11 protein-coding genes are annotated in these 12,885 nt (G+C 69.8%); 10 read left to right on the top strand and 1 reads right to left on the bottom strand.

Going from position 1 to position 12,885, the window contains the following annotated elements; translation table 11 throughout:
- Positions 1 to 136 precede the first annotated feature (136 nt).
- From pafA to MJ785_RS03520, 10 genes are all read left to right on the top strand, one after another.
- A complete protein-coding gene (pafA, locus tag MJ785_RS03565) occupies positions 137 to 1,495 on the top strand; it encodes a Pup--protein ligase (protein WP_239311189.1) in 1,359 nt (452 codons plus the stop codon).
- A gap of 13 nt (positions 1,496 to 1,508) precedes the next feature.
- Positions 1,509 to 2,147 carry an FKBP-type peptidyl-prolyl cis-trans isomerase gene (locus tag MJ785_RS03560; protein ID WP_239311188.1) on the top strand — a complete coding sequence of 213 codons (639 nt, stop codon included), beginning with the start codon at positions 1,509 to 1,511 and terminating at the stop codon, positions 2,145 to 2,147.
- A 154-nt stretch (positions 2,148 to 2,301) separates the two neighbouring features.
- The gene (locus tag MJ785_RS03555) at positions 2,302 to 3,363 is read left to right on the top strand and encodes a helix-turn-helix transcriptional regulator (RefSeq protein WP_370651646.1); all 1,062 of its coding nucleotides are present in this window, start codon (positions 2,302 to 2,304) and stop codon (positions 3,361 to 3,363) included.
- Positions 3,360 to 4,349, top strand: coding sequence for a YafY family protein (locus MJ785_RS03550; protein ID WP_239311186.1), 990 nt, complete (start codon positions 3,360 to 3,362; stop codon positions 4,347 to 4,349). Before MJ785_RS03555 ends, MJ785_RS03550 begins: the two co-directional genes overlap by 4 nt.
- A 9-nt stretch (positions 4,350 to 4,358) precedes the next feature.
- On the top strand, positions 4,359 to 4,616 hold the full coding sequence (locus MJ785_RS03545; protein WP_239311185.1) for a hypothetical protein: 258 nt from the start codon (positions 4,359 to 4,361) through the stop codon (positions 4,614 to 4,616).
- Between the two features lie 128 nt (positions 4,617 to 4,744).
- The gene (gene tatA, locus MJ785_RS03540) at positions 4,745 to 5,056 is read left to right on the top strand and encodes a Sec-independent protein translocase subunit TatA (RefSeq protein ID WP_239311184.1); all 312 of its coding nucleotides are present in this window, start codon (positions 4,745 to 4,747) and stop codon (positions 5,054 to 5,056) included.
- A 42-nt stretch (positions 5,057 to 5,098) separates the two neighbouring features.
- Positions 5,099 to 6,070: a twin-arginine translocase subunit TatC gene (gene tatC, locus MJ785_RS03535; RefSeq protein ID WP_239311183.1), complete on the top strand. Its 972-nt coding sequence runs from the start codon at positions 5,099 to 5,101 to the stop codon at positions 6,068 to 6,070.
- A gap of 370 nt (positions 6,071 to 6,440) precedes the next feature.
- Positions 6,441 to 9,251, top strand: a complete 2,811-nt coding sequence (locus MJ785_RS03530) for an RNA helicase (protein ID WP_239346613.1) — start codon at positions 6,441 to 6,443, stop codon at positions 9,249 to 9,251.
- Positions 9,252 to 9,742: 491 nt separating this feature from the next.
- Positions 9,743 to 10,774 (top strand): cobalamin biosynthesis protein, encoded by a 1,032-nt coding sequence (locus MJ785_RS03525; protein WP_239309480.1) that lies wholly within the window; start codon positions 9,743 to 9,745, stop codon positions 10,772 to 10,774.
- Positions 10,771 to 12,276: a cobyric acid synthase gene (locus MJ785_RS03520; RefSeq protein ID WP_239380040.1), complete on the top strand. Its 1,506-nt coding sequence runs from the start codon at positions 10,771 to 10,773 to the stop codon at positions 12,274 to 12,276. Before MJ785_RS03525 ends, MJ785_RS03520 begins: the two co-directional genes overlap by 4 nt.
- 167 nt (positions 12,277 to 12,443) lie before the next feature.
- On the opposite strand, the gene MJ785_RS03515 is transcribed toward MJ785_RS03520, so the two are convergent.
- The coding region (locus MJ785_RS03515; RefSeq protein WP_239380029.1) for a response regulator transcription factor at positions 12,444 to 12,885 on the bottom strand (442 nt) is incomplete at its 5' end.

The following is a 12,885-nucleotide window of genomic DNA, read 5'->3' as shown; positions in this document are numbered from 1 at the left end:
ATTCGAACATAGCGGGCGACCGACGGCTCCTGGGCTGACTACGCACAGTTCCCGCATACCGCCGCCACGACGACGAAAGTACCGGTGCGGGGCGTCCGGCCACACCGTGGCGCGCACGAAGCATAGGGTCGTCGGTGTGGATCGCCGCATCTTCGGCCTGGAGAACGAGTACGGCGTCACCTGTGTCTTCCGTGGGCAGCGCAGGCTGTCTCCGGACGAGGTGGCGCGGTACCTGTTCCGGCGGGTCGTGTCCTGGGGCCGCAGCAGCAACGTCTTCCTGAAGAACGGTGCCCGGCTCTATCTCGATGTCGGCAGCCATCCCGAGTACGCCACCCCCGAGTGCGACTCCGTTCCCGATCTCGTCACCCATGACAAGGCCGGCGAGCGCATCCTGGAAGGGCTGCTGGTCGAGGCGGAACGACGCCTGCGCGAAGAGGGCATCGCCGGGGACATCCATCTGTTCAAGAACAACACCGACTCGGCCGGGAACAGCTACGGCTGCCATGAGAACTACCTCGTCGGCCGGCACGGCGAGTTCAGCCGGCTCGCGGACGTCCTGGTGCCGTTCCTGGTGAGCAGACAGATCCTGTGTGGGGCGGGCAAGGTGCTGCAGACCCCTCGCGGCGCCGTGTACTGCATCTCGCAGCGCGCCGAGCACATCTGGGAGTCGGTGTCCTCGGCGACGACCCGATCCCGCCCGATCATCAACACTCGGGACGAGCCGCACGCGGACGCCGAGCGTTTCCGGCGCCTGCACGTGATTGTCGGCGACTCCAACATGAGCGAGACCACCACCTTGCTCAAACTCGGCTCGACCGATCTCGTCCTGCGCATGATCGAGGCTGGTGTGGTGCTACGGGACATGTCCCTGGAGAACCCGATCCGGGCGATCCGGGAAGTCAGTCATGACATGACCTGCCAGCGTAAGATCAAACTGGCGAGCGGGCGCGAGGCCAGCGCTCTGGAGATCCAGCGTGAGTACTTCAGCAAAGCGGTCGAGTTCATCGAGCGCCGGGGCGGGGACGCGATCGCCAAACGTGTCCTGGACCTGTGGGGCAGAACGCTTCTCGCGATCGAGACCGACGATCTGGAGCTGGTCGCCCGCGAGATCGACTGGGTGACGAAGTACGTGCTGATCGACCGGTTCCGGCACCGGCACAGCCTGTCCCTGGCCTCACCCCGGATCGCCGAGCTGGACCTGAAATACCATGACATCCACCGTCAGCGGGGCCTGTACTACCGGATGGAGCGGGCCGGGCTGGTGGAGCGGGTCAGTCGTGACCTTGATATTTTCGAGGCGAAGTCCATCCCGCCGCAGACTACCCGGGCGCGGCTGCGTGGTGAGTTCATCAAGCGTGCGCAGGAGAAACGGCGCGACTTCACCGTCGACTGGGTGCACCTCAAGCTGAACGACCAGGCTCAGCGCACGGTGCTGTGCAAGGATCCGTTCCGTTCCGTCGACGACCGAGTCGACAAGCTCATCGCCAGCATGTGAGGACCACCCGCCTGTGACCGACCTTCGCCGCCCCGTCAAGGGCGTCCAGCTCTCCCTCTCCCGGGCCTTCGGCGGACCGGGAGAAGCGCCGATCACGCCTGCCGCGGCCAGGTGCCTGTCCGCCGCGCTGTCAGCGGTTCTGCTTGCCTGCGCACTCGCCGCCTGCGGCAGCTCCACCGCGCCCGACGGGACCAAGGCCGCGCCGGTACGGCTGGCGGACACCCTCGGCCCCGCCGCCAGCGGCGTGGGGCTGCCCGCGGTCACCGGCGCGACCGACCTCAAGGCCAAGCCGACGATCGCGGCCGGGTCCGGTACACCCGGTACCAAGCTGCTGACCAGGGATCTCGTGGTCGGTACCGGAGCGGCTGCCACCACGCAGAGCACGGTCTCGGTGCAGTACGTCGGAACGCTGTGGACCACCGGTGAGGAGTTCGACTCCAGCTGGAGCCGCGGACAGGCCGCGATCTTCCCGCTGAGCGGTGTCATCCCAGGCTTCCAGCAGGGCATCGCCGGCATGAAGACCGGCGGTCGCCGGGAAATCGTGATCCCGCCGGACCTCGGCTACGGCTCAACGGCCCAGGGGCCGATTCCCGGCGGCTCGACCCTCGTCTTCGTCGTGGACCTGGTCGGGCTGCAGGCGACGGATCGCTGACGCAGGGCGACTGGCCAGCGGGGATGCGGCATCGCGGGGAAGGGCTGAGGTGCGCACTGCGTGTCAGCGCTTCCCCGCGATGCCGCATCCTTGTCGCCGGCCGCTCTCACCGGCCGCTCCTGAAGATCCAACGCGGATGGCCTAGCCTCATACGGTGTCCCGTCGGCGGTTGGAACGGCTGCTGAACCTTACGATGTGCCTGATGGCAACATCACGTTTTCTCACTGTGGCCGAAATCGGCGAACTCGTGGACGGTTTCGCCCCTGGCGAGACCGCCGAGGAGCAGGAGGCGTTCCGCCGGATGTTCGAGCGGGACAAGCAGTACCTACGCGACCTCGGCATCCCGCTGGAGACCGGATCGAACTCGTTCCTCAGCGATGACGTCGGGTACCGCATCCGGCGCAGCGACTACGCGCTGCCGGAGATATCCCTCGACCCGGACGAGGCGGCCGCCCTCGGGCTCGCCGCGCGGCTGTGGTCGAGCACGTCGCTGGCGGCCGCGAGCGCAAGCGCGCTACTCAAGCTCGCGGCCGGGGGCGCTCCCACGCTGCCCGGCCCGGACGGCCTGGAACCCCGCGTCGGCACGACCGAACCGGCGTTCGCGCCGTGCCTCGCGGCGGTCCAGGCCGGGCAGGCGATCCGCTTCCCCTACCGCAAACCGACGGAGACCGAACCGAGCGAACGCTGGGTCCAACCGTGGGGTGTGGTGTCCTGGCGGGGACGTTGGTACCTGGCCGGGCATGATCAGGACCGCGCCGCGGCCCGGGTGTTCCGGTTGTCACGGGTGACCGGCACCGTGCGCCCGGTCGGACCGCCCGGGGCGGTCCGGATGCCCGAAACCGTCGATCTGCGGGCGCTGGTGTCGGCGTCCGCGCCGCCGGAACGGACCCGCACCGCCGTACTGCGGATACGTCCGGGGACTGGCCACGCGCTGCGCCGGCACGCCCGTGTCCTGTCCGCGGCGACCGGGCAGGACACGGGCGTGCCGGGCATGACCGGGATGGACATCGTAGAGATTGACTACTCCGATATCGAGCGCATGGCCCGCTGGGTGGTGGGGTACGGCGATGACGTCCTGGTGGTACGGCCCCGGCAGCTGCGCACCGAGGTGGTGCGCCGGCTGACCGACGCGGCGTGGGCGCACACCGTACCGGGCGGCCAGGCTCCCCGGCCGTGCACGGAGCGGGCACCGACCGCGGGACCGGCAGCACCGTGAGCCCGTCGGCCGCCGAAGCCTCGACCGATCGACTGAGCCGGCTGCTCGCCCTGGTGCCATGGCTGCGGGCGCACCCGGGCGTCACCCTCGACGAAGCCGCCGCGACCTTCAGGATCAGCGTACGGCAGCTCCGGGACGATCTTGACCTGTTGTTCGTCTGCGGCCTGCCTGGCGGTGCGCCCGGCGACCTCATCGACCTGAGCTACTCCGCCGATCAGGTCACCGTTGTCGACCCGCAGACCCTTGACCGGCCGCTGCGGCTGTCGGCGGACGAAGCCATGGCGCTGGTTGTCGCGGCCCGCACCCTCGCCGAGGTGCCCGGGCTGTCCGCCCGCGACGCTCTCGACCGCGCGGTGGCGAAACTGGAGAAAGCGGTCGGGGCCCTGCCCGCGGAACGGGTCAGGGTCGAGCTCGATGCTCAGGACGAGGTCCTGCGCATCATCCAGGACGCTGTCGCCCGGAAGCGGCGGCTGCACCTTCGCTACCTGGTCTGGTCCCGCGACGAACTCACCGAACGTGATGTCGATCCGATGCGGGTACTGGCCCGTGACGGCCGCTGGTACCTGGAGGGCTGGTGCCATCGGTCGAAGGCGGTCCGGCTGTTCCGGCTGGACCGGATCGACGGTTCCCAGGGGGTCACCGTTCTCGACCTCCCGGCCGCGCCGCCGCCCACGGCGGCGCCGCGCGAGACCACGGGCAGCCTCTACCAGCCCGGGCCATACGATCTTCGGGCCGTGCTCGAACTGCATCCGGGAGCCCGCTGGGTTGCCGACTACTACCCGGTCGAGTCCCAGCGGGAGATCGGAGCCGGCTGCCTGCTGATCGAACTGCGGGTGTCGGAAACAGGCTGGTTACGCAGACTGGTGCTGGGTCTCGGGGACCAGGCACGGGTGGTGGAGCCGGCGGAGCTCGCGGCCGAGGTGCACGCTGTCGCTGTCCGTGCCTTGGCTGCCTACGGCCTCCAGCCCCGGCCGCGAGCGGGGTAGGTTGATCCCGTGCGTTGGCTGCTCATCGACTGTGCTCTTGTCCTGCTGGCCTGCGTTGCGCTTGGCGCGTTGGCGTATCGCCTGTTCAGCAGGGTGCGCCTGGTCACCAGTGAGGTCGGGAAGCTGCGGGACCGGCTGGCCGGCCTCACCGAGGAGACGGCCGCGTTGGCTGGACGGCTCGACGCCGCCGAGGCCAGCGCGAGACTCGGTGAGCGGGCATCGGCCGGGCCGGGCAGCCGGTCACGACACGACAGATCCTGGTTATGAGCCCGTCACGTGCATAACATCAGGCCGTTGTCTGACGAGGCCAGGCTAGCCGACGTAACATCAAGCCGACGTAGTATCAGGCGCGCACCGGTCGTTGGGACCGGACATCGAAGTGAAGGAGGCACGCCATGCCCAATCTCGGTACCCCCGAGCTTCTGATTATCGCGTTTGTGGTCATCCTGCTGTTCGGATCCAAGAAACTACCCGAGGCGGCACGCTCGGTCGGACGCTCACTTCGGATCTTCAAGGCCGAAACCAAGGGCCTCAGCCAGGATGATGAGAACCCCACCGTGACCGCGCCGCCGCAGGCCCAGCCGGCACCGGCACCACGGCCGATCGAGCCCGCCCCGGCGGTTGCGGCTGCGCAGCAGGCCACGGCTGGCGCGCCGTCGGTCAACGGCCACTCCGTCACGGCAGGCGACAGCGGCCTCCAGCGCTGACACATCCCTCACCCTCTCGTCCACGAGCAGGAGTCGCCGCCCGTGCCCCGGTTGCCCACACCGCGGCGGATCGTGCAGGCGGTGCAGTTCCGCCGTACCAGGACGGTCGAAGACAGCCGGATGTCGCTCACCGAGCACCTTCGTGAGCTGCGCGACCGGCTGGCGAAGGCGCTGATCGCGCTAGCCATCGCCACCGTGGTCTGCTTCATCTTCGAACCGCGTATTTTCGACCTCCTGAAGGAGCCGTACTGCTCGTTGCCGGCGAAGTCCCGTGCCGGTGGCGGAGAATGCCAGCTGTACTTCTTCGGCATCCTCGACGCTTTCATGATCCGATTGAAGATCTCGCTCATCGCCGGAGCCGTGGTCTCGGCCCCGGTCTGGCTCTACCAGCTCTGGTCGTTCATCACGCCAGGGCTGCACCGCAACGAGCGCCGCTGGTCACTGGCGTTCGTCAGCTCTTCCCTGGTGCTGTTCACCCTCGGTGGCTACTTCGCCTATCTGACCCTGAACAAGGGCCTCCAGCTGCTGCTCGGTTTCAGCGGAGACGGTCTCGTCAGCCTGCTCGACGTCAACAAGTACCTCTCCTACGTCATCGCGATGCTCATCGTGTTCGGGCTGTCGTTCGAGGTCCCGTTGCTGGTCGCGATGCTGAATCTGGCAGGCGTGGTTCCCACGCGGACATTGCGCGCGTGGCGCCGTCCCGAGATCTTCCTCGTGTTCGTGTTCGCCGCCGTGGTCACACCGAGCCAGGACCCGTTCACAATGATTGCTCTCGGCCTGCCCATGTGTCTGCTGTACGAGGTCGCGCTCATTATCGGCTGGGTCAATGACCGGCGCCGGGCCCGCCGTGGCGACACATCGCCGTACGCGGATCTCGATGACGACGAAGCTTCACCGCTCGACTTCGACGATCTCCCGCGGCCGGACGAGCGCTCCAGCGGTGGCGACCCGGTGGGAACCACCGTGGGCACCGGCAGTACACCGTCGAACGCGGCTCACCTCGACGTCACCTGAGCACCACCGCCCGCCCTCCGCTCCTCGCTCTGGCCGCTGGGCGGCCCCGGCCGCAGGGCGTTCGACCAGGGAGCGGCGTCCGGGTGGATGGATCGCGAGGCGCCGCCCTGGCGACGCGAGCCGGACGGTCCTAGTGGTCGCCGCCGGACGTTCGTCCAGGGTCTGCCGACGCCAGACGGCGCCTCGCCTCATCGCTCCCCGCACATCGCTTCGCGATGCACGGGTACCCCGGCTCGTCGGCCCAGGTAGAACACCGCTACCTGGGCCTTCTCCGCCGCACGATGCATCCGTCTGTCATCCGGCACCCCCCGAACAACTGCCGGCGGCGACCACTAGCAACGTCGCGCCAGCGGTCCCGTACGCTGACGAGGTGTCCACCGCGCCCGCGGGCTCCCCAGGCCCCGAGGCCTTGCCTGAGACCTCCCCCAGCGCACTGGCCGATTTCGCGGGCAGGTATCCATTCGGCCTCGATTCTTTTCAGCGTGCGGCCTGCGACGCGCTCGAAGCGGGTGAAGGCGTCCTGGTTGCCGCTCCTACTGGTGCCGGCAAGACGATCGTCGGTGAGTTCGCGGCCCACCTCGCGCTCACGCGAGGCCAGCGTTGCTTCTACACCACACCGATCAAGGCATTGTCGAACCAGAAGTACACCGACTTCGTCGCCCGTCACGGAAGCGGCTCGGTCGGCCTGCTGACCGGCGACACCTCCCGTAACCCGGATGCGCCGGTGGTCGTCATGACCACCGAGGTCCTCCGGAACATGCTCTACGCGGAGCCCGCCGGCCTCGATCGTCTCGCCTTCGTCGTCATGGACGAGGTCCACTATCTCGCCGACCGCCAGCGGGGGGCCGTGTGGGAAGAAGTGATCATTCATCTTCCCCAGCGTGTCCGTCTGGTGTCGCTGTCCGCGACGGTAAGCAACGCGGAGGAGTTCGCCGACTGGCTGGTGACCGTGCGCGGGCACACCCGCGTGGTGGTCAGTGAGCACCGTCCGGTACCGCTGTGGCAGCACGTCCTAGCCGACCGGGAGATGCACGACCTGTTCGTCAACGGTGGTCCGCTGTCCGTGGACGACATCCTGCGAGCGCGGGCCGACGCGGTGACCGGGCCGTCGACGGAACCGGCCGCGCATTGGCGGATCAACCCGAGCCTGCTCCGACTCGCCCGGGAGGAGAACCGGCGTCCCGAGACGCCGCGCGCTCGGCCCGGCGGCGGCCCTGGCCGTGGCGGCGCGGGTCCGCCACCGCGCCGCCGGGCCTGGGTACCGAGCCGGCCCGACGTCATCAAGCACCTGGACCGGTCCGGGCTGCTGCCGGCGATAACCTTCGTGTTCAGCCGGGCCGGCTGCGATGCCGCGGTCGCCGCCTGTGTGCGCGCCGGTCTCCAGCTGACGACGCTGGATGAACGGAACAGCATCCGCCAGCATGTGCAAGCACGCACAGCCAGCATCCCTTCGGATGACCTCCGCATACTCGGCTACTGGGAGTGGCTGGATGGTCTGGAACGCGGGATCTCCGCACACCACGCCGGGATGCTGCCCACCTTCAAGGAAGTCGTCGAGGAACTGTTCGTCCGTGGTCTGGTGCGTGCCGTGTTCGCCACGGAGACCCTCGCGCTCGGTATCAACATGCCGGCGCGCACGGTCGTTCTGGAACGCCTCAGCAAGTTCAACGGCGAAAGCCGTGCCGACATCACCCCGGGGGAGTACACCCAGCTCACCGGGCGGGCAGGGCGGCGGGGTATCGACGTCGAGGGCCACGCGGTCGTGCTGTGGCAGCCTGGCTTCGACCCGGTCGCGCTCGCGGGGCTGGCGTCAACCCGTACGTATCCGCTGCGGTCGTCGTTCCGCCCGTCCTACAACATGGCGGTCAATCTCGTCGGTCGGCTCGGGCGGACCGAGGCCCGCGGTGTTCTTGAATCCTCCTTCGCCCAGTTCCAGGCCGACCGCGCGGTCGTCGGCCTGGCCCGGCAGGTCCGCCGCAACGATGGCGCGCTGGCGGAGCTGGCTGCCAGCATGGCGTGCACGCAGGGGCCAGTGGAGCAGTACGCGGCGCTGCGGGAGGCGATCAAAGCGCGGGAGGCGGCGCTGTCACGCGAGGGCAGCGCCCGCCGACGGGCCGAGGCGGTCGAGTCACTGAGCCGGCTACGGGCCGGCGATGTCGTGCGTATCCCGGCGGGCCGGCGCGGCGGGCTGGCGGTCGTGCTCGACCCGGGCGCCAACGGCGCCGATCCCCGGCCGGTTGTCCTCACTGTCGACCGGCAGGTCCGCCGGCTGTCGCTGCTCGACTTTCCCTGCGCGGTGGAGGCGCTGGGGCGGGTGCGGGTCCCGAAGACGTTCAACCCGCGTTCCCCGCAGTCCCGTCGTGATCTCGCCTCGTCCCTACGCGCCATCGAGATTCCCGCGGAAGCCGGACGCCGGGCCCGCGCGCGGGCGAGCGCGGCCGACGACGCGGACCTCGCCCGGCTGCGCCGTGCGCTACGGGCCCATCCGGTGCACGGCTGCCCGGACCGGGAGGCGCATCTGCGTGTGATCGAACGCCATGCGAAGCTCCAGCGGGACACCGATACGCTACGGCGGCGGATCGCCGGCCGCACGAACACCGTCGCGAAGGTCTTTGACAGGGTGTGCGCCTCGCTGGAAACCCTGGACTATCTGCGCGGTGACGCCGTCACCGCCTCCGGCCGTGTCCTCGGGCGTATGTACACCGATCAGGATCTGCTGGTCGCGGAATGCCTGCGTGCCGGCGTATGGGACGAGCTCTCGCCCGCGGCGCTGGCCGCGGCTGTCTCCACGCTGGTCTACGAACCTCGCGGTGAGGACACCGCCACCCCGAAGATCCCCGGCGACCCGGCGTTGCGGGAGGCGCTGGCCGCAACGGCCCGCCTCGCCGACCGGCTGCGTGAGGTCGAGGCTGACCAGCAGCTTGACTTCCTGCGCCCGCCTGAGCCGGGCTTCGTCTGGGCGGCGTTCGGGTGGGCCTCCGGGCTGTCCTTGGCGAAGGTCCTCACCGACTCCGGGCTGGAGGTCACCGCCGGGGACTTCGTTCGCTGGATGCGCCAGCTCATCGACCTGCTCGACCAGATCGCCCAGGTCGCGCCGGATGGCTCGCGGGCCCGCCGCACGGCCCACGCCGCGCTCGACGCCGTCCGGCGCGGGGTTGTCGCCTACTCCATGATGCTGTGACCGGAAGACGCCGGTCGCTTCAGCACGGAATAGATCTCCGCGCGGCCACCGCCAGGCCGCACGGCTGGACTCTGGTCACCCGTACCATCAGGAATTTCGAGCGCACCGGCACGCGCGTGCTACACCCGTTCACCGGTTGACTCCGCCGCGCCACACCGGCCTGCCTGCTGGCCGGCCCCAGATACGGTCGTCCGCCGATGAAGGGTACGAAGGGTACGGGTGACCGGTTGGTGCACTTGACCGGAAGCCGGAGGATCTGTTCTCCTCAACAGGCCCAGCCGATGCACCGGGCCCCAGCCGATGGACACGGAGGAAACCGGTGGGAGTGCCCCCTGACGCCATCTGTTCCCCACTCTCGGCCAGATCCCAGCATGACCTCACCCGTACGGAACCGTCGCGGCGGCCCCGCTTGCGGCGCTGAACGCCCGACCACACCGCCGAGCTGGCGGTGGTGAAGAGCCGATCTCCAGCCACACGTCGCGGGAGTACACATGTCCGGATGGGTCCGCGCCGCCGGTCTGCTGGCGGGCGCAGCGCTCGACGTCATCCTCGCCGACCCGGCGCGGATGCACCCGGTAGCCGCTTTCGGCACTGTTGCCGACCGTGCCGAACGGCTGCTCTACCACGACAACCGCGCCGCCGGTCTGGCCTACACATCCATGCTCGCCGGCGGCACGGTCGCGCTCGGCGCGCTGGCGCGGACCGGTATGGACCGGGCCGGCAGCCGACTGGGCTATCAGCGGGCAACCTCGTTGGCCTTGACCGCGGCGGCGACGTGGACGGTCCTCGGCGGCACGTCCCTGCGCCGCCATGGCCGCCGGCTCGGCAGCGACCTCGCCCACGGTGATGTGGCCGCGGCCCGGGACCGCCTACCGGCGCTGTGCGGTCGGGATCCCGCTGTGCTCGACACCGGCGGGCTTTCCCGGGCCGGCGTCGAGTCGCTGGCGGAGAACACCTCGGACGCGGTGGTCGGGCCCCTGCTGTGGGGAGCCCTCGGCGGCGTACCGGGCCTGCTCGGCTACCGGGCGATCAACACTTTGGACGCCATGGTCGGCTACCGCAGCAGCCGGCACGCCCGCTTCGGCTGGGCGTCGGCCCGGTTGGACGACCTCGCGAACCTCCTGCCGTCCCGGGTCGCCGGCCTCCTGGCATGCGCGTGCGCGCCGGTCGTCGGCGGCTCACCCGTCGACGCCTACTGGGTGATGCGCCGCGACGGCGCAAGCCATCCGAGCCCGAACGCCGGTCAGGTGGAGGCCGCGTTCGCCGGCGCGCTCGGGCTGCGCCTGGGCGGGACGTTGCGTTACCACCACGGGGTCGAACACCGGCCGGTCATGGGATACGGCCGGGCCGCCCAGCCCGCCGATCTGGAACGGGCCGCGGTCCTGTCCGCCGCGGTCAGCGCCAGCGCGCTGGCGCTGTCAGCGGGTGTCGCCGCGGCTGCCTCGGCGGCCCGCTCGGCAACGTGGTCAGCAGCCTGGTCAGCGTGGACGTCCAGCCGGGCGCGGCGGCGGAACGGGCGGTGAGCGGCGGCGCGTTGCTGATCGCCGGAACGGGATCGGACGCGGGCAAGAGCGTCGTCACCGCTGGGCTGTGCCGATGGCTGGCCAGGGAAGGGGTGCGGGTCGCGCCGTTCAAGGCCCAGAACATGGCGCTGAACTCCGTCGTCACGACGGACGGCGCCGAGATCGGTCGTGCCCAGGCGATGCAGGCCGCCGCCGCCGGGGCCGAGCCGGAGGCGGCGATGAACCCGGTGCTACTCAAACCGGGCGGCGACCGGCACAGCCAGCTCATCGTGCTGGGCCGTCCCGTCGCCGAGGTGGACGCCCTGGGCTACCGTCCGCACAAGGCGCACCTGGCCACCGTTGTCGCGGACTGTCTGGCCGACCTGCGCGGCCGGTTCGACGCGGTGATCTGCGAGGGAGCGGGCTCACCCGCGGAGATCAACCTGCGGGACACCGACATCGCGAACATGGGGCTGGCCCGGGCCGCGGACCTGCCGGTGCTCGTCGTCGGCGACATCGACCGGGGCGGGGTGTTCGCCGCGCTGTTCGGCACCCTGGCGCTGCTCGACGCGGCCGACCAGGCACTGATCGCCGGATGGATCATCAACAAGTTCCGCGGTGACCCCCGGCTGCTCGATCCCGGTCTGCGCCAGCTCGAACAGCTCACCGGGCGCGCCGTGCACGGTGTGCTGCCGTGGCGCTCCGGCCTGTGGCTGGACGTCGAGGACTCTCTCGATCTTGCCTCCTACCCTGAAGGGCTCTCACCGGTCGGACCCTCAGCGATCGAGGAACTCCTGCGGGTAGCGGTGATCCGGCTGCCGCGACTGTCCAACATCACCGACATCGACGCGCTGCGGGCCGAGCCCGGCGTGGCCGTAGCCTTCGCCTCCCGGCCCGCGGACCTGATCGACGCCGATCTTGTGATCATCCCTGGGACTCGCGCGACCGTGGCGGACCTCGCCTGGCTGCGCCGCGCTGGCCTGGACGCGGCATTGCGGGCCCGCGCGGCCGCTGGCCGGCCGGTGCTCGGGATCTGCGGCGGATACCAGATGCTCGGCCGTCGCATCGACGACCCGGTCGAGTCCGGTACCGGGGAGGTGGACGGCCTCGGTCTGCTCCCGGTGACTACCACCTTCGCCCCGGACAAGATACTCAGCCGGTGTGCCGGCACGACCAGCGAGGGGCTCGCGGTCACCGGCTACGAGATCCGCCACGGCCGGCCGGCCGTGGACGGCGGTGAACCGTTCGCCGCGGACGGTACCCGCGTGGGCGCGGTCGCCGGCACCAGCTGGCACGGACTGCTGGAGAACGACGCGTTCCGCCGGGCGTTGCTCGTCGACGCGGCCACCCGGTCCGGACGCTCCTTCACCCCGGCCTTCACCTGTTTCGCCGACGTCCGCCAGCGCCGGCTCGACGCGCTCGGCGATCTGATAGCCGACCATCTCGATACCGCAGCCGTCCGCGCGCTCCTCGACGGCGGTCCGCCGCCCGCACGTCCCTTCGTCCCGCCGGGAGCGCCCTGAGATGTGGATGTACGAGTCGCTGGCCGTCCCCTATGCCTTCGACCCCGCCACCGTCGACGGGCTCCAACAGACCTACCTGGGACTCGAGGGTGACCTTGCAGGCGGTGCGGGCTGACCGGTCAGATCACCGCCCGCGGTCCCTCGACCCGCCTAATAACGCCTAACGCCTAATGTGAGAGATGCGGATTGAGACGTGAGAACGGTCTGGCGTCAGGCGCTTCGTCACCGCTGATCCCGGCACGTGCGGCCAGGGCAACCGCCTCCTGCGCCGAATGGACGTCAAGCTTTCCGAGCAGATTCTGGATATGGGTACGCACCGTGTTGGCCGAGAGGAAAAGACGCCTGGCTATCGCGGTGCGGTCAAGTCCGTTCACCATGCACTGAAGGATCTCACGCTCACGGCTCGTGAGAGTCGAGATCTTTTCCTCCGCCGGGGAGGGCTGTGGGCGGGCCAGATCCGCGAGGACGGCCCCCAGCAGCGGCGGCGGAAACCAGCTCTCGCCGTTACGGGCACCCCGTAGGACCGACATCAGGTGTTGCAGACCAAGCCTTTTAGGCACCCATGAGGACACTCCAGCCCGTACCGCCTCGGTGGCCAGACGAGAATCA

Origin of the sequence: Protofrankia sp. CiT1, assembly GCF_917627335.1 — a bacterium.
Taxonomy (GTDB): Bacteria; Actinomycetota; Actinomycetes; order Frankiales; family Frankiaceae; genus Protofrankia.
The sequence above is the reverse complement of the archived record's forward strand: the minus strand, read 5'-3'. Positions and strand labels throughout refer to the sequence as shown.

Excerpts from the sequence above, each read along its gene's own strand:
- tatA (WP_239311184.1), top strand. The coding sequence starts at position 4,745 with ATGCCCAATCTCGGTACCCCCGAGCTTCTGATTATCGCGTTTGTGGTC.
- MJ785_RS03525 (WP_239309480.1), top strand. The coding sequence starts at position 9,743 with ATGTCCGGATGGGTCCGCGCCGCCGGTCTGCTGGCGGGCGCAGCGCTC.